This window comes from Rhizobium sp. CG4, assembly GCF_023701965.1.
Taxonomy (GTDB): domain Bacteria; phylum Pseudomonadota; class Alphaproteobacteria; order Rhizobiales; family Rhizobiaceae; genus Agrobacterium.
In genome coordinates, this window is the sequence record NZ_JABAEG010000008.1 from 227131 (window position 1) to 247901 (window position 20771).

Sequence of the window (20771 nt, forward strand, 5' to 3'; positions counted from 1 at the left end):
GCCCGCGAGAGCGGAACGCCGTTTGTTTACGCGTCGCGAAACCAGCCTTTAGGCCTGGGTCGCGCCCGGTCTTGAACGCATCACGCAATGGTTGGCAACTGGCAGGTTTTGCCGGACGGACTTTATGTATGGTAGGTCAATCCGCGCCGTAATGGCGGTTACCAAATCCGGGCTCTGCGCAATCATGTGACCCCAAGGATTGACCACCATCGAGCGGCCGTAACATGCCTTCCTACCACCGGCATGAGTGCCGGTTTGTCCAACAGCCACAAAATATGTCTGCGTTTCAATGGCGCGCGCTCGTGCCAGAATTTCCCAGTGGTCCTTGCCGGTCGAGAGCGTAAATGCGGCAGGCAGGACAATGATTTCGGAGCCAAGGTCACGCAACCGCTGAAACAGCTCGGGAAAACGGATATCGTAGCAAATGCCGCAGCCAACGGTGATATCTCCGACCTTGTAGGTCACGACATCCTCACCGCGACGGATGGAGTCAGACTCGCGGTAGACAATGCCTTCAGGCGTTTCGACATCAAAAAGATGGATCTTGCGGTATCGTGCTATCTGTTGTCCGTCCGGTCCGAACACCAGTGACGTATTGTAGAAGTCCTCTCCTTCCTTTTCGACGATCGATCCCGCATGCAAGGTTACGCCATGTCGCGCTGCGGTTTCTGAGAGAAAGGACCAAGTCTCGCCACCGGGAAATATTTCAGCACTGGCGTGCATGGCGTTTCTGTCATCATCCAAAAATGCAAAATATTCCGGCAAGACGACGAGTTGAGGTTTTTCATCGCGGATGGCGGTCTCAATAAGCTTCGCCGCGGTTTGCAGGTTCGCCGCCTTGTCGTTTTGCGAATTCATCTGGATCAGTGAGATTTTCATGTCGCTATTTCCTTTGTCAGTGCGCTGGCGAGAGAAGTTGCGCGGTGGTGTTCCAGGCGTCACGAAAACCAAGTGCGATGGCACCATGCTCCATAGTCAACACAAGTGTGTGGGCATTATTTTCTAGGGCGAATTGCTTTTCGGAGACACTCCAGGCTGGTAGCAGCCAGTGTTTGCCAGCGGCCTTAGCTGCATCGGCAATCGCTTTCAGATCGGCACAATCGGCCTCGCTGCGTTTGTAGGATCCGCGGCCGCGCCGCAGGGAGAGATCGCTCGGACCAATAAAAACGCCGTCCACTGTGTCGAGTGACAGGATGTGTTCGATATCTCTCAATGCGCTGGCGTGTTCGATCATTGGGTAACACCTGGTCTTGCGATCCTGATCGATGAACCATTGGTCATCGGGACTGCCATAGGCCACGGTTCGACCTCCGGCAAAGCTGCGCTCGCCATGCGGCGGGAACTTTGCAAAGGCACATGTTTTCTCTGCATGGGCAGCATCAAGAATGTGGGGAATGACCACGGCATCTGCGCCGAAATCCAGCGCCTGCTGGATGGGACCACGCTCAGGCGCCAATACCTTGGCCAGGACCTCCAGTCCCAAACCCTTGAGAACCGGAATGAACCGTTCAAGTGTGTCGAGGTCAAAACTGCCGTGCTCGATATCGAGCACGACGGCGGTGTAGCCGATGGAGGCAGCAATTTCTGCAGCTGCGATGTTCGGCCCGGAGAGCCAGACGGCTGATTTATGTCCGGAATTTTTTGTCATGCGACGGTATCCCTGATCTGGAAATGGATTGGCTGGCGCATTTATCCCAGCACCTGTCTGACGGCGTCGGCGGTGACCGAAACAATCTCTTCTGCCTCTTCACGTGTCAGGCACAGCGGCGGCGCAAAGCCGATGATGTCGCCCTGCGGCATGGCGCGCGCAATGATGCCTCGCTCCAGCATGGCCGCCACGATGGAGGCGCCCACTTTCTTTGATGGATCAAAGAAACGGCGATCATCGCGATCTTCCACCAGTTCCACGGCGGCCATCAGGCCGTCACCACGCACATCACCGACATTGGCGTGGCCGCCAACGGCCTGTGCTAGTGCATCGCGGAACCATGCGCCGGTAACGCGTGCGTTCTCTAGCAGACCCAATTCGTCGATCAGCTCTAGATTGGCGACACCAGCTGCGGCGCAGATAGGGTGGGCAGAGTAGGTCCAGCCATGGCCGATCGGCCCGAGCTGATCAGAACCCTGAACCAGAACATCCCACATTTTTTCGCTGACGATGCTGCCGGAAAGCGGTGCATAGGCAGAGGTCAGTCCCTTTGCGATGGTGATCAGGTCCGGTTCCATGCCGTAATGATCTGAGCCGAACATGCTGCCCAATCGCCCAAAGCCGGTGATGACTTCATCGGCAACCAACAAGATATCGTATTTGCGCAAAACGGCCTGAATGGCCTGCCAGTAACCCTGTGGCGGTGGCACGATGCCGCCGGTGCCGAGAATTGGCTCTCCCACGAATGCGGCAATCGTATCCGGGCCTTCGGCTAGAATAAGCTCTTCCAGCTTGTTTGCGCAGTGTGCCGAAAACTGGGCCTCATCCATGCTGCGGTCTTCGCGGCGGAAGAAATAGGGTGCTTCGGTATGCAGGATCGGCGCGCGAGGCAGGTCGAAAGCCTTCTGGAACGCTTCAAGGCCAGTCAGGCTGCCGGTCATGATGCCAGAACCGTGGTAACCGCGCCAACGCGAAATGATCTTCTTCTTTTCCGGACGACCGAGTACGTTATTGTAATACCAGATCAACTTGATGTTGGTCTCGTTGGCATCGGACCCGGAAAGGCCGAAATAGACACGGCTCATATTGCGCGGTGCCCGTTCAATGATCATCCGCGCCAGTGTTACTGACGCTTCGGTGCCATGACCGACATAGGCGTGATAGTAAGCCAGTGACCGCGCCTGTTCGGCAATGGCGTCGGCAATTTTCTGGCGGCCGTAACCGACATTCACGCAGTAGAGACCGCCGAAGGCGTCAAGGCTGCGGCGACCATTGGTGTCGGTAATGTAGACGCCTTCGCCGCTGGCGATGGTGCGAATGGGGCTTTCACCGCGTGCATGGGCGCCCATGGCCGTCGAGGGGTGAAAAAAGTGATTGCGGTCCCAGGCGTTAAGATCGTTGCGATGGTCGTTCATGCGTAGTTCCTTTCCATCCCGCGGTCAGCGGGGGTGTCGATGCACAGATATTTGAGTTCGGTGAATGCCTCGATGCCGTGGCGTGAGCCCTCACGCCCCAGCCCGGACTGTTTCCAGCCGCCGAATGGCACCGGGCCGCCGGTGATTTTGACGCGGTTGATGGCAACCATGCCAAATTGCAGGGCGCGTCCCATGCGCCACTGGCGTGCGCCGTTTTCCGTCAGCACATAAGCAACAAGGCCATAATCGGTATTATTGGCGCGTCTGATGACCTCCTCTTCGCTGTCGAATGCGTTGACTGCGGCCACAGGGCCGAATGTCTCCTGCTGCATGATAAGTGCGTCATCCGGCACGTCGGCAAGCAAAGTAGGGGTGTAGAACAGTGATCCGGCCGGGTGACGTTTTCCGCCAGTCAGGCAGCGTGCACCGTGAGCAATTGCGTCATTTACCTGGTTTTCGACGCTGTCTATTGCCCGCTGATGCATGAGCGGACCGATCTCCGTTGCCTGATCCAGTCCGTTGCCTACGCGAAGGGCGGCAATACGTTTGGTGAATTGCGTCAGAAACTGTTCGTAGATCGAGCGATGCACGAAGATGCGGTTTGCCGCGAGGCAATCTTGGCCGGAGGTCGCAAATTTTGCGTCCATGGCGATGTCGACTGCACGCGATACGTCTGCATCTTCAAAAACAATCAGAGGTGCATGGCCACCCAGTTCCATGACCAACCGCTTCATCGAGGGTACACACCGTGCGGCAATCAGTTTTCCGACCGTGGTTGATCCCGTAAAACTCAGTGCGCCGACACGATTGTCATCGCACAGTGCTCCGACGATTTCTTTGGAATCGCCGGTCAGTACATTCAAGACACCCGAGGGAACGCCGGCGCGCTCAGCGAGTTCCACCAAGGCCAACGCAGAAAGCGGTGTTTCTCCAGAGGGATGGGCGACGACCGTGCAGCCCGCTGCCAGTGCGGCAGCTGCCTTGCGTGTCAGCATCGCGGACGGAAAGTTCCACGGCGTCACCAATGCGGCAACGCCAATCGCTTCCCTGCGGACAATCATCTCCGCGCCAGGAAGATGCGACGTTACGCTCTCGGTGTTGAGGCGTTTGCCCTCTTCTGCATACCATTCCGGGAACGAGGCGGCGTAATCCTGTTCTCCTAGTGCTTCATTGAACGGCTTGCCCTGTTCAAGCACCATGATCCGCGCCAGATCCTCGCGGTGTTCGCGGATAAGCTCTGCCCAGCGACGCAATAGGGTACCACGCTGTTCCGGCAACAATGCCTGCCAGACGGGAAATGCAGCCGCGGCTGCCGCGACGGTCTCGCGAACGTCGTCCACACCGACGGCAGTGACCCGTGCCACCGGCAGACCGCTTGCCGGGTCATTGACTGCAAAATCGGCGGAGCCAGCGATCCAGCGCCCGCCGGAGTAGGAAAGCTCGCGCAGCAGGCCCGGATCATTCAGGCTGTCGAGTGCGGCATGCCGCCTTTCGTGGCGGCTCATCCGGGCCTCGCTCATGTGTTCTGTCCTTGGCTGTTATTGAATACAGCGAGTATTGCAGAACACGGCGACATGATCGGGCCAAAGAGAGCTGCTGCGCAGCCCGTCCGGTCTGATCCTGGATTGAATTTAGTCCATCCGGTCTTTCACAGCCCGGGTCACGATATAGGTAAAGTAGCGCTGAATACCGATTTCCATGGCCAGCATTCGGTCGACGAGGCGTTGATAACTGTCGATATCAGTGGTTTCCACGGTCAGGAAATAATCGACGCCACCGCCGACTGACCAGCAGGACACAATTTCTGCTATGTCACTGACAGCGCTCTCGAAGCGTTTGAAATCCGCATGGCGATGGCTGGCCAGTGTTACTTCCATCAGCACCCGAACGGGCAGTGGTTGTTCCGCCCTCGATATGCGGGCGTGATAACCGGTGATCACGCCTTGTGCCTCAAGCCGTTTCAATCGCGCCCAGGCAGGGGTGGCCGACAGGCCAACGGCCTCTGCCAGCGCCTGTTTGGTCATGCGCCCATTGCGCTTCATGGCCTCGATAATGCGCAGGTCTATTGCATCCAGTTTCAGTTTTTCCTCCATGGGGCCGCCGCGACAGTTGCGGAATGGCGTAATTTGGGTGGTTCGAACATGTTTTCATAATGCACATCGAAACATGCTTGACTATGATTTTTACATATGAAATGTTTTTTGCATCAACATAAAACAAGAGGGCGAACTTATGTCACTGTCGAAACCGGCCTTGCGTGCACTATTTGCATCTGTGGCCCTAGCTATCCCCGCACTTGCTGTAGCCAACACGCTGAACGTTCAGATTACCGCTGATATTAGAAGCTCCCAACCGGGTATAAACCGCGATGCTGGTACGGATTCCGTCATGCTCAACGTGGTTGAAGGACTGGTTGCGGCAGGTGATAAGGGCGAAATTCACCCGATGCTGGCCAAGGAATGGACCGTATCCGACGATGGCAAAACCTATACATTTACGCTGCGTGACGGCGTGAAATTTCACAATGGTGAGACGATGACCGCTGCCGATGTGCAGTGGAGCCTTGAAAAGCTCATTCGTGATCCGGAATTCAGTTGCAAGACATTCTTTGACGGCAGCCGTGACGCCAAGGTGGAAACAATCGAAGCGAAGGACAACACGGTTGTCGTAACGCTCGATCGTCCTGATGCGATGTTCCTGAACTATATGGCGCAGGCGCAGTGTGGTTCTACAGGTATCGTCCACCGTGCGTCATTCGGAGATGACGGTAAATGGAAGGCGCCAATCGCCACCGGCCCATTTGAATTCGGCGAATGGAAGCGCGGGCAGGGGCTGACACTGAAGAAGTTCGCTGACTACTCCATTTCAGGAGAGCAGCCCGATGGTTACGGCGGACGCAAGGAAGTCCTTGTGGATGAGGTGAAGTATGTTGTGGTGCCAGACACCGCAACGGCGGTGGCCGGTCTCAAAAGTGGCGCTCTTGATGTGCTGCCCTACCTGCCACCGGGCGAGGCCGCAAAGTTGAAGGACGAAAAGGACTTCAACATTGTTGCGGCTCCTCACGGTGGCCTAGTGACCATGCTGTTCCAGACCGCCGATCCGTTGATGTCCAAGGTTGAAATGCGTCAGGCTGTCATTGCCGCGCTGGATACACCGCAGATCGTTGATTCAGTAACCTACGGGCTGGGCGTTCCCAACAATTCGCTCGTTGCATCCGGCTCGCTTTATCATACGGCGGCACAGGATAATGGGTACACCTATGACCCAACTGCGGTGAAGGCCTTGCTCGACAAGGCAGGCTACAAGGGCGAGAAGATCAATATTCTCACCAACCGTCGCTCGGCCATCAACTACGATACCGCAATCATCGCGCAGGCCATGTTGCAGTCTGCCGGTATCAATGCGGAAATCGAAGTTCTTGAATGGGCAAGCCAACTCGACCGCTTCAACAGCGGCAAATACCAGATCATGGCATTCAATTATTCCAACCGCACCGATCCGGCGCTCGCCTATCAGACCGTTGTCGGTTCGAAAGCCAAAAAAGCCAATGCTGTCTGGGATGATGCTGATGTCAGCACACTCGTCAATCAGGCGCTGCAGGAAACCGATCAGGCAAAACGTCAGGCAATCTTTGATGACCTGCATGCCCGTTTTCTGGAGCAGGCACCGCTGGTGATGCTGGCCAACGGCCTCGATGTCGGCGTGTCCGGCCCGAAGGTGAAGGGATATCGCACCTGGCAGGGCTTCGCCCGCTTCTGGGGTGTCGAGAAAACCCAGTGAGAATGACTGGCGGATACTGACCATGCTGAAATTTGCCCTGAGCCGATTATTGTCGGCAGTCCCCACCCTGTTCATCGTTTCTGTGGCGGTGTTTGGCCTCATCCGCCTGATACCCGGCGACCCGGCCAGCCTGATGCTCGGCGATCTCGCCGATGCGGATGCGCTGGCCGCCGCCCGCAAGACGATGGGACTGGATAAACCCGTGCCGCTGCAATTTGTCATCTGGCTCGGCAATGTCGTGCAAGGTGACCTCGGCCACTCTGTGCTGAATGGCCAACCGGTGCTTGATCTTGTGTTGCAGCGTTTTTCGACCAGTGCGTGGATGGTGCTGATTGCAGTTGGTCTTTCCGTACTCATTGCCGTGCCACTCGGCATGGCAGCGGCATGGAAACAGAATGGCGGACTTGATCTTGCTATTGTTGCCATGTCCACTTTGCTGCTTTCAGTCCCGACCTTCTGGTTGGGATTGATGATCCTGCTCGGCTTCGGCCTCAAACTCGGCTGGTTACCGGTGCTGGGTTATGTCTCGGTCACTGACGACCCGATTGCCGGATTGATCTACCTGATCATGCCAGTGGCAACGCTGGTGCTCCATGAAGTAGGCATTATCGTTCGTATGGCCCGTGCCTCGACGCTTGATGTCCTGCGGCTGGATTACATTACCCATGCCCGCGCCAAGGGGTTGGGTGAGGCGGCGGTGCTTCTGCGCCACGCGGCACGCAATGCTTTTGGCCCGACCTGGACGCTGATCGGTCTTATTCTCGGCAACCTTCTTGGCGGTGTTGCGGTGGTGGAAACCGTGTTCACCATTCCGGGCCTCGGCCGACTGATTGTCGATTCCATCTACGCTCGTGATTACGCTGTGGTGCAGGGATGCCTGCTGTTTGTGGCTGTCACCTACCTGCTCGTCAATTTGCTGGTTGACCTGCTCTATCCCCTGTTCGATCCGAGAGTGACTGCAGAATGAAACGCCATCAACGAAACCGTATCCTCGGCGGCGCCCTTCTCGCCTGTTTTTTCGGGGCGGCGCTTGCCGGACGCATCTGGACACCTTTCGATCCGATGCGCATCGATCTGCGCTCCAAGTTGCAGGCGCCGGATGCTACCCACTGGCTTGGGACCGATGAATTCGGTCGTGACGTGCTGTCCCGACTGATGACGGCGGCAGGTACCAGTGTGTCGATCAGCCTTGTGACGGTGTGTATTGCAGTTCTGGCCGGCGTGTCGTTTGGTGTTCTGGCGGGTTATGCCCGTGGCTGGACGGACCGCGTCATCATGGCATTCAACGATGCGCTGCTGGCGTTTCCCAGCATGTTGCTGGCGCTGGCGCTGCTGTCGATTACCGGCGCCAATATGTACGGCATCATCCTGGCGCTCGGCATTGCCTATACGCCGTCCATGGTTCGCGTTGTGCGTGGCTCGGTGCTGTCGCTGCGTGAGCGGGAATTTATCGAAGCGTCCCGCATCATGGGCAATTCGGCCGCCTATACCATGTTCCGCCACATCGTGCCGAACTGCCTTGGTCCGGTGATCGTGCTGGCAACCTCCATGTTCGGATCGGTCCTGCTGACTGAGAGTGCACTCAGCTTCCTTGGTCTTGGTGTGCCGCCGCCAGCGCCGACCTGGGGCAACATGCTGGCCAGTGGCCGTCCCCATATCGCAGAAGCTGTATGGCTCGGCATCTTCCCTGGTCTCTGCATTTCGCTGTCGCTGCTTGGCATAAATCTGTTCGGTGATGCGATCCGCGACCGTTTCGACCCCCGCATGCGAGGATTGTAAGCAATGAAACAGCCTCTTATTCAGGTCGAAAATCTTAGCCTTTCCGTGAATGGAATCGATGATCACCGCATCGTCCGCGATGTTTCGTTCAGCGTTGGTGCGGGTGAAATCGTCGGTATTGTCGGCGAAAGCGGTTCGGGAAAAACCATGGTGGCACGCAGCCTCATGGGTCTCCAACCACCAGCTATCGCCATTTCCGGTGGAGATATCCGTTTCGAAGGTCGCTCGGTACCATCAATGAAAGGTAAGGACATCCGCGCATTGCGCGGCTCCCGGCTGGGCATGGTGTTTCAGGAGCCGATGACCTCACTCAATCCGTCGATGACCATCGGCAAGCAACTGGAAGAGCCACTGAAACTGCATACGCGGCTGGATGCTGCGGCGCGGCGCGCCAAAATTCTCGAGATTTTGCGGCGGGTTGGCATTCATGATCCAGAAGGTGCCTTGTTGGCCTTTCCGCACCATTTTTCCGGCGGCATGCGCCAACGCATGATGCTGGCATCTGCCATGCTGCTGCGACCATCCCTGCTGATAGCCGACGAGCCGACTACGGCGCTTGATGCGCTGGTGCAGCGCGAAGTGCTGGAACTGATGTTGGAGATGGTGCGCAGTGAAAACACGGCACTGTTGATGATCAGCCATGACTTGCCCATGGTGGCGCGTTATTGCGACCGTGTGATCGTGATGCGACAAGGCGAGATTGTCGAGCAGGGTCCGGTAACCGACATCATCTCTAACCCGCGCCACGATTACACACGCGAGTTGCTGCAATGCATGCCGATGCGTGGACCGCTGAGAGACATCGATCCGCAATCGAAACCGGTCATGGAAGTGCGGGGCATCGAGGTGACATACAGCGCCCGGGCAGGGTTTCTGGCACCGCAGACGACCAAGAAAGCTTTGCATGGCGTCGACCTTGCCGTGCGTCCGGGTGAAATCGTGGCGCTGGTCGGCGCCTCCGGTTCCGGCAAGACCACGCTTGGCCGTTGTATTGCCGGGCTGGTTCCTGCGTCTGCCGGCCGTATTTTCTTTGACGGGGAAGAGGTAAAGCCGGATTCACCGGCATGGCGCAACTACCGCCTCAACTGCCAGATGATCTTTCAGGACCCGTTTGGTTCTCTCGATCCGCGCATGAAAATACGCGATATCGTGGCGGAAGCCTTGCGTCACGAGACCACGTCGACGCGGGAAGAAAAGCAGCAACGAACTCGCGCCATTCTGGAAGAGGTGGGGCTGGACGGGCGTTATCTTGACCGGTTCCCGCACGAGCTTTCCGGCGGCCAGCGTCAGCGCGTGGCAATTGCGCGTGCCATTGTCGGGCGACCGCAGTTCGTGATCGCTGATGAGGCGGTGTCGGCGCTTGACGTTACTGTGCGTGCCAGAGTGCTGGAACTGCTGGCTGATCTGCAAAAACGATATGGTTTTTCGTGCCTGTTTATCAGCCATGACCTCGGTGTGGTCGAACAGCTCGCAGACCGGGTGGTGGTGATGCGTGATGGCGCCATCGTCGAGCAAGGCAACCGCGACGACATTTTTGATGCTCCGCGATCGGAATATACGCGGGCCTTGCTGTCCGCCATTCCAACCCTGACCCGCACCGAAACCGGCGTTTCGTTGAATTGGCGTTTCGCTGAATCGGAAAAACAGCAGGTGGACGCATTGCAATGAAAATGACAGCAATAACCAAGGATCTGCCACGGGCAACACCTGCTGCGCGTGGCACGGATCCAGCGATAATCCTTACCATGCTGGATGAGATCAAACGTCACGATCTCGAGTTGCATAGCCTTCTCGTCTGGCAGGATGGTGCTCTGATCACCAGCGCTTACTGGGCACCTTACTCACTTGTCCGCCCGCATATGATGCATTCCGTGACCAAAAGTTTTACCTCCATGGCTGTTGGTCTGGCGGTCGCGGATGGTCTGCTATCGGTCGATGATGCGGTTCTGCAATTTTTCCCTGACTATGCTGGACCGGTCGACGATAACCTAAGGGCCATGAAGGTACGGCATCTACTGACGATGACCAGCGGTCATGGGCGCGGCATTTCCGGTGGCTCTTGGCGGCGAGTGCTTTCAAGCTGGGTGGACGATTTCTTGCGCCAGCCCAGCCCCCACAATCCTGGAGACGTGTTCGTCTATGACAGTGCCGCAAGCTACATGCTGTCTGCCATCGTACAGCAGGTCACAGGACGCATGATCGCGGATTACCTCTCAGAGCGGATATTCCTGCCGATGGGAATGTCCGCCAACATGACGTGGGACACCGGCACTGACGGCGTCAACACCGGCGGTAATGGTCTCAGCTGCACCAGTGAGGACATGCTGAAGCTGGGTATATTGCATTTGCAGGGTGGCGAATGGCAGGGCCGACAGCTTCTGCCGCGCCCATGGGTTCAAGCGGCAACCGGCATGCAGATCCGCGACGTGGTGCTCGGTGTGTTTACCGGTGACCATTATCTCGGGCCGGACGAAGTTGGTGACGGTCAAAAGGTTAGCCGGCGTGAAGGCTACGGTTATCAATGGTGGCGTGGGCCACATAACAGCTTTTCCGCCAATGGCCTTTTTGGCCAATATTGTATCGTGCTGCCGGATGAAAATGCCGTCGTGGCGTTTACCGGCGGGCTGGAAGACAGTGATCGCCGTGTCCATCAGCTTATCTATGACGTGCTGCGTCCTGCACTCGGGAAAGGCGGCGGCACCCTTGAGAGTGCCGAGAAACTGGAAGCGCGTTTGGCTGGATTGCGGCTTGAAAATTTTGCTGAAAACCGGTTTTCGTCAGACAAAGTGCCATGCGGCATATGGATGGTCGAGCCCAACGATCAAGGTATCAAAAGCATCGCTCTTGCGCCCGACAATAACGAACTGAGTGTCATTCTTCGCGACGCCGAAGGTGAATATCTCGTGCGGGCAGGATGTGGTTTTTACGTTGAAACCGTCACCACAATACCCGGCGCAAGGCTGCACCATTCCTACCAGCCTGCTGGCGGATTGAGGGTCTTGGCCTCTGCCCGTCTTCTTGAAAATGACGGTGCCAGCGCGGTGCTGGAAATGGACTGGATATTCGTTGAAACGGCGTTCCGCGATACTGTCCGCTTACGCTTTGCAGACAATTCGATGACACTTTCGCGGCGGGTGAATGTCAACTCATCCGAGCTCGAATTGCCTGACATCAAGGGGCGATTGCTGGAGCAGCATGCAAGGGAGAAACAGCATGGTTGACGATCAACAGGTTGCGATTTCCCGCATGACACACGAGACATTTGCGCAGCGTATGAAGCGTCCCGCAGTCATTCTCATTCCGCTTGCGTCGCAAGAAGAGCAGGGCCCGCATGCGCCGATGGGTGATTTCATGCTGACTGAAAGGCTGGCGGAAATGAGCGCCCGGGCGGGCGACGGACTGACAGCACCTGTACTACCATTTGGCCATGCTGAATTTTTCCGCGCCATTGCCGGTGGAATTCAGTTACGTGCCGCGACGTTCACTGCAGTGCTCGAGGATATCCTGACCTCCTTCCTTGATCACGGCCATGAACAGCTGCTGATTTTCAACGGCCACACAACCAATGCGCCGCTGATCGATCAGGTTTGCCGCAAGTTGCGCCGTGAGAAAGGCGTGCTGATACCAGCACTGAATATCTGGCAGAGCCTGCCGGATAGCCTGTGGAAGTCGCTTTACGGCGATGATGTTACACGTGTGCGTGGCCACGGCGGTGAGCCGATGACCTCGGTTTATATGCACCTTTTTCCCGAACTGGTTCGAACCGAAGCGATGCGCGATCCCGCGCCGCGTGGCAGTGTGTTTGGTCTGCCTGTAGGTGGTGTCTCGGCCACTCATTTTGAAGGAATTCCGGTCCAGATACCGCTGGATTGCACTGAGGTTGATCCGGCCGGCATGCTCGGTGGTCGGGCCTCATTGGCAAGTGCTGAAAAAGGCCAGGTGATCTGTGACCATATTGTCGGCCATACCGCACGGCTGATGCGTCATCTGGCCGGTTTCGATCCACGAAATGCTGTACAGCCTTTTGAGGCATCTGCCGCAGGCCTGTCGCAAGGAGAACGCCATGACTGAATTACGCATCGGTGCAATGCCACTTACGCCTCCGAAGGAGATTATCGACGCGTTGCAGCAAATTGAAACGGCCAGTGTCGGGCATCTGCGTCATACCGGTTTCATGAGCGGTTCCATTCAGGCGATCCTGCCGCAACAACAGGCCCGTGCCGGTGTTGCCGTCACGCTCGCCATTCCGGCCATGTGCTCGACCCTTTTGCATTATGCGCTGAGTCAGGTGCGCCCCTGCGACATGCTGGTAATTGATAGGCTGGGCGACAGTCGCCATGCCTGCCTGGGCGGTGCGGTGGCACGGGCTGCGCGTATGGCGGGCGTTGCCGGTGTGATCATTGACGGCCCGTGCACCGATGTGGCGGAAATCATCGCCGAAGGACTACCTGTATGGTGCCGCGGTGTTTCGTCTGTGACAACACGCCAGCTTGATCTCGGCGGCACATTCAATCGTCCGATCGCTTGTGGTGGTGTGCCGGTTTTGCCGGGCGATATCGTATTGGCGGATGCTTCCGGCGTGGTGGTGCTGCCAGCAGATGAGGCCGCATACATAGCTGAGATCTGCATTGCCCGTGAAACACGTGTCGCCCGCACCATGCAGCGGCTGCTTGATGGCGAAAAGCTCGGTGACATCACCCGCGCGGTAGACAAGGTGAATGCGCGCCTCAACCCGGGCGCAACGGAAGGAACACAGAAATGACCCCGCTCTATGGCCAGTTGAAAGATGTGACGCTGGATGGCGTGCTTTCGGTGATTGCACCCCGCACGCCTTTGGTCCCTATGGTGTTTGACAGCCCCCATAGCGGTCTAGACATGCCCAAGGGGTTCAACCCTGCTGTTTCCGCAGAGCGTGTGAGAGTGGCCGCAGACACCCATGTCGATGATCTGTTTTTGTCGGCATGTGATGTCGGTGCACCGTTGCTGAGTGCGCATTTTCCCCGCAGTTTTCTCGATGTGAACCGGTCCTTGCTCGACATGGACGCCCAGTTAGTGGACGGCGATTGGCCTCATCCCGTGCGTGAAAGCGCAACCGCAAAACGTGGCATGGGCTTGATGTGGCGTTACGCCTGGGGCGATGAGCCAATGTATGCGGCACCCATGAGTGTGGCGGAAGCTGAGGCGCGGATCGCCACCTACTGGCAGCCCTATCATGAGCATCTGGCTGGCCTGCTGAATGCGGTCTACAGCCGGTTTGGCCGCGTTTATCACATCAACTGCCATTCCATGACCGCCGTTGGTCATGCGATTTCGTCTGATCCTGCGGGAACGGTGCGGGCAGATATCTGCCTTGGCGATCTGCATGGCGGGTCGGCCTCCAGTGAATTTATAGCGTTGATCACCGAAACTCTTGAAGCGGAGGGGTTGGTCGTTGCGCTCAATAAACCTTTTCGTGGCGCGGAACTGGTCGCGGCCTATTCAAACCCCGCACTTGAACGTCACAGTGTGCAGTTCGAGATCAACCGCAAGCTCTACATGGATGAGACAACGCGCGAACGTAACGACGGTTACGAGGCATTAAAGGGCATTCTTGCCCGTATGAACCGCGTGCTGGCCGATTACGCCAGCCAGCAACCACCGAAAAAACTGTAAGGGAAATTGTCTCATGTCTGTCCCGCAACACGTTGCGCCACTTAATTTCTATCGCCGTGGCCGCACACCGATCTTTGCGTCGCGTATGGATCAGCGCTTTTCGTGGTGCTGCTATATTCCAGAAGGCTATGACCCGACCGGTGAAACCGTGCATCCGCTTGCCGTTCTCGTTCATGGCAGCCTGCGGGATGCTGATATCCTGCGGGACGAATTCATCGATTTTGCCGAACAACATCAATGCGTTTTGCTGGCCCCGCTTTTCCCGGCTGGCATCGATGATCCTGATGATCTGCATAATTACAAACACATGATCTATCACGGCATTCGTTATGATCTTGTTCTGCTGGATATGATCGATGAACTGGCGACACGTTACCGTGTCGAAAAAGACAAGGTGCTGATGCACGGATTTTCTGGCGGCGCGCAATTTGCCCATCGTTTTCTCTACCTTCACCCGCGCAGGCTTCGGGCCGTTTCGGTGGGTGCACCCGGTACCGTCACGCTTCCCGATGATCGTGCCAAGTGGTGGGTCGGTTTAAACGGCATGGAAGAGATATTTGGCCAGCCCATTGATATCGATGCAATGCGTCAGGTGGCCGTGCAGCTGGTGATCGGTGACGCGGATATCGAAATCTGGGATGTCACCGTCGGGCCAAAATCACCCTTCTGGATGGAGGGCATCAATGATAGCGGTGAAACCCGCGTTGAGCGCTTGCGCACCTTGGAAAAGGGTCTGAAGGCGGTTGGTGTCGAACCGCGTTTCGATACGGTTGCTGGCATCAGCCATGATGGCACCGGCATTCAGCCGCCCGTCAAGGCATTCTTCTCGGCAGTTCTCGAAGGCTGAGGAAATATCGGTTTGGCCGAAAACTGCGGTGTTCAGTTTTCGGCCAGAACAGATGTGGCGACCCATCGCGCCACATTTTTTGTGCCCGCAGGTTCACCAATCGTGACGCAGCGTGTGTTGACCGCAAACTCGGGTCTGTCAACGGTTACAGTGGCGTGTTGCGTGCCAATCGTCGCGTGGAAATGAACTTGGTCGGGGTTGGAGATGTCGCTCTCAGTCTTGTGAAGTGTCACCGCCCCCGTTATGCCGCGCTGTCCTGCCCATTCCAGCAGCGCGATTTCTGCCGTCTGTGCAGGCGCATCGTAGGAGGGGTTGCCGCGATAGGCGGGCAGGTAGGGAATGCCCTGTTCCAGGCAGTCGAGAAAATCTCCAACCTGCAACGGTTCCAGTCGGCTGTAGCGGGCCCTTTGTGGTAAAACGACAAGCGAGGCGGCAAATCGGCATCCACCGAGATGGGTGGATTGCAGAATACGAAAACGATTTGGATCGGCTTCCTGCCGCAGAGCCTTCCATGTCGCAAAGCCGTAACGGGCGCAGCAAGGGTCCTGCTTTGCATCGGTGCAGCATACGATGGTCAAGCGTGGGTCGTGTATGCCCTCAAGCACGCCTCCACCGGCAATATGCATCAACAGCTGTTCGGCTTCCTCAGGCGTTACATGGTCCCTGACAGTATCTTGATGCGTGAAGCCGATGTCGTCGCCATCCACCAGCGCGACATGAATGCCTGCGGCGTTTGCGGCCAAAATCGCTTGCCCAAGCCCCTCGGACATGCCGTGCGACTTGATGCGTGGCACACGCCAATCACCGCGCGGCCAGTGAAGCAGCACATAGCTTTTTGATGATGGGCCAAGCCCCGATGCCGGTTCGCCGCGCTCAGCACACAGGTCACGGCAAAAGATGCGTGATGCCATCTGCGATCAATCGCCCAGCCGGGCGGGGTGGGCCTCGCCACTTGCGGACGAACGGCTGAGGTGCCGGAAAAGGATGGCTGAGGCCAGCTTTCGGTCATCGCTTTTGATGGCTTCGAGGATTGCCAGGTGATCACGCGCTGCCTTGCGCACGCCAGCCTCGCTCAACTCGGCAAACTCGGCATATTCGGTCATGCGCCGCAGGCTGTTCTGGCGGCGGATTGCCTGCTCAAGAAAGCGGTTGTTTGCCCAGGAAACCACAGTTTCGTGGAAACGGGCATTTGCCTCAAACCACGCGGATCCTTCGATGGATGCCAAGGGGGCGTTGAGCAGTGCCGTCTGTTCACTTTCAAGCGCCAACAGAATGTCCATGTCGACCCTGAATGTATCCTCCATGACGGCGCCGCACTCGATGATAGCGCGGAAAGCATAGCTTTCATTGACTGCCTGCCGGTTGTCGAGGCACTCGGCAAAACGCCAGCCGTGTCCGTCTCGTCGCTCGGCCAGTCCTTCGGCAGACAGGCGCATCAGCGTGCGACGCACGACACCACGCGACGTGCCGAAATGTTCCAGCAGTTCCGTCTCGGAGGCTTCGCTGCCGATCAATCCGTTTGCTCTCGCATGCATGATTTGCCGGTAAAGTGTATCCACTCCTGATGGCGGCACCAATTCGTCCAGCCTGTCGTTTTCGGCTGGCGCACGCACCAGTGCAAAACCTCTGTTGTCGATCTGTGCCAACATGCCCTTTTCAGTCAGAAACTGCAGGACTTGCCGGACCGGGGTGCGGGAAATGCCAAACTCACGCGCAAGCACCGCATCGGAAATCTTTTCACCTGCCGCCCAGCGTCCACCACGAATAATAGGCATCAGTTTGCGGGCCACCTCGATTTGCAGGGAGCTTAACTCACCTGTCTCAAGGGTGAACTGTTCCGGCGTATACCCAACTGCACTCACGAACGACGAATCCCTTAAAGTAAAAATGATTTATAAACACACATAATACAAAAATCCTCAGGCTTTAAAAGATGATTTATGCCTGAGGATTTTTTTGATTTCTCGTGTGAGTTGTCGGTCTGACCGAGCCGGTGTGCTGCACATTCTTTTCTGCCGATGACGGTATGCGACGACTGACGCTGTTCAGTTTCGAAGTGAGCCAGCTCTTGCCTTGCCCTTACAATTTGTGAGAGCTTTCCGTCTATGATTTTGACCATCGCCATATCAGGGTATCGTTCTCTTCGAAATCTGGTTTTGCCGTTAGACAGGCTGACCGTCGTGACCGGCGCGAACGGCTCAGGCAAATCGAGCTTTTATCGGGCGCTTCGGCTTCTTGCCGATGTTGCGCAAGGCCGGGCCATTGCTTCGCTGGCGGCCGAAGGTGGATTGCAGTCGACAATCTGGGCCGGGCCGGAAGCCTTTTCGCGTGGCATGAAGGATGGCAGCGTAGCCTTGCAGGGAACTGTCCGCAAAAATCCGGTTGCCTTGAAACTGGGGTTTGCCTCTGAAGAGTACGGGTATGCCATTGATCTTGGCTTGCCGGTGCCGCCACCGCCGCCGAGCTATTTTTCGCTCGATCCTGTCATCAAGGCGGAGGCAGTCTGGGCGGGCGAGGTCTTGAGCCGACGCAATGCATTCGCAGAGCGTGCAGGCCCAGCTGTTACTGTGCTTTCAGCAAGTGGGCAGCGTCAGGTGCTGATCCGTGATCTGCCATCTTTTGAAAGCATGATGACGCAATCGGCAGATCCGAAAAACCTGCCTGAACTGCTTTATCTTCGTGCGCGCATGAACGGCTGGCGCTTTTACGATCATTTCCGTACCGATCCTCACGCACCAGTCCGGCAAATGCAGGTGGGAACCCGCACGCCGGTGTTGTCGTCGGATGGAGCGGATCTTGCCGCCGCAGTTGCTACCATTTTGGAAATTGGTGACGCTGCGGGGTTCCACGCCGCTATCGATGATGCTTTTCCGGGAAGCACCGTCGAAATTACGCAGGACCGTGGCCGCTTCGAGCTACTGATGTTGCAGAAGGGGTTGCTGCGACCGCTTTCAACTGCCGAACTGTCCGATGGCACGCTTCGTTATCTGCTTTTGGTCGCAGCACTTATGACACCCCGCCCACCATCGCTCATGGTGCTGAACGAACCTGAGACAAGCCTGCATCCAAGTCTGCTTGCGCCGCTATCGCGCCTGATCATGCGGGCTTGCGAGCGCTCACAGCTTATTGTCGTTTCCCATGCGGATGAATTGGTCTCGGCTTTGGAGGCAGAGGGAAAGGCCATGATGGTGATGCTCAGCAAGGTGCTGGGTGAAACCGTGGCTGGAGACATTGAGGCGCCTGGCTGGAACTGGCCCGCGCGGTGAGGATGACCAGCCAAGTTGGTCTTACGTCGCGGCTCGTATGAGCCGGCACCAGAATTCGACGCCGATTGCGATGATCTGGTCGTTGAAGTCGTAGTCAGGGCTGTGAAGCGGCGCACTGTTGCCGTTCCCCAGGAAGAAGAAAGCGCCTGGTCGTTTCTGGAGAAAATATGCAAAGTCCTCGGACGCTAGTTGTGCCGGAGTTCGACGATCAACATTCTGCTTTCCCACGAGGTCTTCTGCTACGGAGCTAACCAAAGCCACATTGTCCGGTGTGTTCACCGTAGCGGGATACTGGCGGATGTAATCCACGTCGATCTCGATGTTGTGGGCCTTGGCTGTTGCCTGTGCGACCTCAGACAGGCGTAATTGAATTTTCGCACGTGTCTGCTCATCAAAGGCACGCACCGTGCCTTTGAGTAATGCCTCGGAGGGCAGAATATTTTCCGCCGAGCCCGCCTGAAAACAGGTGACGGAAAGGACAGCAGCAACAATCGGGTCAACATTACGTGCAACGACCTGCTGCAGAGACTGAACAAGCGACGCCCCGGCAAGGACGATGTCTTGCGCAAGATGAGGGGCTGCGGCGTGTCCACCCTTGCCTTTCAGACGAAGAGCAAAGATGTCTGAGGACGCCATGATTGCTCCGTCGTGCAGACCGAAGCTGCCCGCAGCAAGCCCTGGCATGTTGTGAAGACCGTAGACCTCATCAATATAAAATCGATCAAGGACGCCATCGTCGATCATGGCCTTTGCACCAGCGCCGCCTTCTTCCGCTGGCTGAAACAGCAAGACGGCGGTGCCGGCAAAATCTCTTTTGACGGCGAGTTGGCGTGCCGCACCGAGTAACATGGCGGTGTGGCCATCATGACCACAGGCATGCATCCGGCCATGATGGTGTGATGCATAATCCAGCCCGGTCGCTTCCAAGATAGGCAGGGCATCCATGTCGGCTCTTAGGGCAATGGATTTTCCACCGCCAGTACTCCCGCGAATGGTTGCGACGATACCGCTTCCGCCGATGCCGGTAGAAATTGTATCAACTCCGAAGCCCTTCAAACGCTCCAGAACAAAATTTGAAGTGATGGGCAGGTCGTAGAGCAGTTCCGGAACACGATGCAGCGACTGGCGCCATTGTGCTATCTCGGCAATTAAATCAGCCATTGTGTAGTTTCCTGAAAGGTGCGCGCTGCGAGCTTTATGGAGAAAGAATTATGCTCACTTAGTCCGCAGCGCTTGGATGGTTTGTCTGGCTAAAGTGATTTCAGCCCGCGGGTGTGAAACGGCAGACTGCCCGCACACCGTCCACTACAGTCTCTGTCTGCATCGCGGCCGAAAGTCGCTTGAAATCCGCCAAAACCGGACCTGCGATATCTGCGTCGTCAATGAGCACAGGCATGCCATCGCTATCGCAATGGGTTGCCCGGAATTCGATTTCGCGGATTTTGTGGTTGTCGATCGCGATGGAACACACCATCGACCATGGATCGATCTGCGAAAAGATATCCTTCTGCACAGGGGTGGCGTTGTCCCAGTCCTGCTGGGCGATGTGGTTGCCAAGACTGTAGAGAATTGGCTTGCCCTGGTATGTTTCAAGGCCAGCCGGGCTATGTGGATGGTTCCCGAGAACCATATCTGCGCCAGCATCAATGATCGCATGTCCGAGTGGCTGCTGATATTCCGCTTTCGGGTTTCCACGTCCAAAGCCCCAGTGGACGCTGGCGACAAGAACATCAACCTCCGCCCGCAGGCTTTTTATTTGGGCAACCAGTCCTTCAACATCCTCAGCGACTGCGCGACTGCGCATCTTTATTGGCGCGCCGGGTTCTGTCGCTAGCAATACCGGATTGATTTCCGGCCATTGTTCAATGCGGATGGGTGAAATGCCGGGACGGCCTTCGGTCGCGGCATAGTCAGGTGGCAATAGGCATGACACGGCGATTACACCGAGCTTCGTTTCGCCTATCTGCACGATATGAGGTGCCTGCGCTGCTGCAAGATCTTCACCGCCGCCCACAGTGGCAATGCCTGCCTGATTTAAATGAGCAATGGTGTCCATGAACGCTTCGGCGCCAAAGTCTCGCGTATGATTGGTGGCGACCGTCATCATTGAAAAACCGGCTTTGCCTAGGTCTGCTGCGACGGCTGGGTCGACCAAATAGGCAATGGGCGCATCCGTCCGGTATCCCTTCGCCGAAAACTGAACTTCGCAGGATGCCCAAACGATATCTGCCTCACGCAGATAGCGCAGCGTTTTCTCATATCCGGCACTTACCGGGTTGCCATCGGCATAGAGGCGATTGCGCACGACAATATCACCGGCCGCCGAAAAAACGAGTTTTGAAGACACAGATAACTCCATAATGTTTTTTAGATGCTTTTAGTTA

At 56.8% G+C, this 20771-nt stretch carries 19 protein-coding genes; 10 read left to right on the forward strand and 9 right to left on the reverse strand.

The window, feature by feature from the left end; translation table 11 throughout:
- Positions 1–48 precede the first annotated feature (48 nt).
- From HGO37_RS21045 to HGO37_RS21065, 5 genes are all read right to left on the reverse strand, one after another.
- Complete coding sequence (locus HGO37_RS21045; RefSeq protein WP_250985051.1) at positions 49–879, reverse strand: carbon-nitrogen hydrolase family protein; 831 nt, start codon at positions 877–879, stop codon at positions 49–51.
- Positions 880–895: 16 nt separating this feature from the next.
- Entirely contained in the window at positions 896–1648 is a 753-nt protein-coding gene (locus HGO37_RS21050; RefSeq protein ID WP_250985052.1) for an aldolase/citrate lyase family protein, read from the reverse strand.
- A 41-nt stretch (positions 1649–1689) separates the two neighbouring features.
- Positions 1690–3063, reverse strand: coding sequence for an aspartate aminotransferase family protein (locus HGO37_RS21055; protein WP_250985053.1), 1374 nt, complete (start codon positions 3061–3063; stop codon positions 1690–1692).
- Positions 3060–4568 carry an NAD-dependent succinate-semialdehyde dehydrogenase gene (locus HGO37_RS21060; RefSeq protein WP_250985128.1) on the reverse strand — a complete coding sequence of 503 codons (1509 nt, stop codon included), beginning with the start codon at positions 4566–4568 and terminating at the stop codon, positions 3060–3062. Before HGO37_RS21060 ends, HGO37_RS21055 begins: the two co-directional genes overlap by 4 nt.
- Positions 4569–4694: 126 nt before the next feature.
- Complete coding sequence (locus HGO37_RS21065; RefSeq protein ID WP_250985054.1) at positions 4695–5156, reverse strand: Lrp/AsnC family transcriptional regulator; 462 nt, start codon at positions 5154–5156, stop codon at positions 4695–4697.
- Positions 5157–5295: 139 nt separating this feature from the next.
- Between HGO37_RS21065 and HGO37_RS21070 the strand changes: the two genes are divergently transcribed.
- Genes HGO37_RS21070 through HGO37_RS21110 form a run of 9 tightly spaced genes read left to right on the forward strand, consistent with a single transcriptional unit; the run spans position 5296 to position 15121 of the window.
- A complete protein-coding gene (locus HGO37_RS21070; protein WP_250985055.1) occupies positions 5296–6843 on the forward strand; it encodes an ABC transporter substrate-binding protein in 1548 nt (515 codons plus the stop codon).
- 22 nt (positions 6844–6865) lie between these two features.
- Complete coding sequence (locus HGO37_RS21075; RefSeq protein WP_192488967.1) at positions 6866–7810, forward strand: ABC transporter permease; 945 nt, start codon at positions 6866–6868, stop codon at positions 7808–7810.
- Complete coding sequence (locus HGO37_RS21080; RefSeq protein WP_060725923.1) at positions 7807–8622, forward strand: ABC transporter permease; 816 nt, start codon at positions 7807–7809, stop codon at positions 8620–8622. The genes HGO37_RS21075 and HGO37_RS21080 overlap by 4 nt, the downstream gene beginning before the upstream one ends.
- A gap of 3 nt (positions 8623–8625) precedes the next feature.
- Positions 8626–10290: an ABC transporter ATP-binding protein gene (locus HGO37_RS21085; protein ID WP_250985056.1), complete on the forward strand. Its 1665-nt coding sequence runs from the start codon at positions 8626–8628 to the stop codon at positions 10288–10290.
- On the forward strand, positions 10287–11843 hold the full coding sequence (locus HGO37_RS21090) for a serine hydrolase domain-containing protein (RefSeq protein WP_250985057.1): 1557 nt from the start codon (positions 10287–10289) through the stop codon (positions 11841–11843). The genes HGO37_RS21085 and HGO37_RS21090 overlap by 4 nt, the downstream gene beginning before the upstream one ends.
- On the forward strand, positions 11836–12693 hold the full coding sequence (locus HGO37_RS21095) for a creatininase family protein (RefSeq protein ID WP_250985058.1): 858 nt from the start codon (positions 11836–11838) through the stop codon (positions 12691–12693). Before HGO37_RS21090 ends, HGO37_RS21095 begins: the two co-directional genes overlap by 8 nt.
- On the forward strand, positions 12686–13384 hold the full coding sequence (locus HGO37_RS21100; RefSeq protein ID WP_250985059.1) for an RraA family protein: 699 nt from the start codon (positions 12686–12688) through the stop codon (positions 13382–13384). The genes HGO37_RS21095 and HGO37_RS21100 overlap by 8 nt, the downstream gene beginning before the upstream one ends.
- Positions 13381–14274 carry an N-formylglutamate amidohydrolase gene (locus HGO37_RS21105; RefSeq protein WP_250985060.1) on the forward strand — a complete coding sequence of 298 codons (894 nt, stop codon included), beginning with the start codon at positions 13381–13383 and terminating at the stop codon, positions 14272–14274. The genes HGO37_RS21100 and HGO37_RS21105 overlap by 4 nt, the downstream gene beginning before the upstream one ends.
- Before the next feature lie 13 nt (positions 14275–14287).
- Positions 14288–15121, forward strand: a complete 834-nt coding sequence (locus HGO37_RS21110; protein ID WP_250985061.1) for an alpha/beta hydrolase family protein — start codon at positions 14288–14290, stop codon at positions 15119–15121.
- A gap of 32 nt (positions 15122–15153) precedes the next feature.
- Here HGO37_RS21110 and HGO37_RS21115 read toward each other — a convergent pair whose 3' ends face one another.
- Both HGO37_RS21115 and HGO37_RS21120 read right to left on the reverse strand, forming a co-directional pair.
- Positions 15154–16032, reverse strand: coding sequence for a sucrase ferredoxin (locus HGO37_RS21115; RefSeq protein ID WP_250985062.1), 879 nt, complete (start codon positions 16030–16032; stop codon positions 15154–15156).
- 6 nt (positions 16033–16038) lie between these two features.
- Positions 16039–16983, reverse strand: a complete 945-nt coding sequence (locus HGO37_RS21120) for a GntR family transcriptional regulator (RefSeq protein WP_250985063.1) — start codon at positions 16981–16983, stop codon at positions 16039–16041.
- Between the two features lie 243 nt (positions 16984–17226).
- Here HGO37_RS21120 and HGO37_RS21125 point away from each other — a divergent pair, with 243 nt between their 5' ends.
- The gene (locus HGO37_RS21125) at positions 17227–18387 is read left to right on the forward strand and encodes an AAA family ATPase (protein ID WP_250985064.1); all 1161 of its coding nucleotides are present in this window, start codon (positions 17227–17229) and stop codon (positions 18385–18387) included.
- Positions 18388–18408: 21 nt separating this feature from the next.
- Here the strand turns inward: HGO37_RS21125 and HGO37_RS21130 are convergent, their stop codons facing one another.
- On the reverse strand, positions 18409–19548 hold the full coding sequence (locus tag HGO37_RS21130; protein WP_250985065.1) for a M20 aminoacylase family protein: 1140 nt from the start codon (positions 19546–19548) through the stop codon (positions 18409–18411).
- A gap of 100 nt (positions 19549–19648) precedes the next feature.
- Positions 19649–20734, reverse strand: coding sequence for a CapA family protein (locus HGO37_RS21135; RefSeq protein WP_250985066.1), 1086 nt, complete (start codon positions 20732–20734; stop codon positions 19649–19651).
- Positions 20735–20771 lie beyond the last annotated feature (37 nt).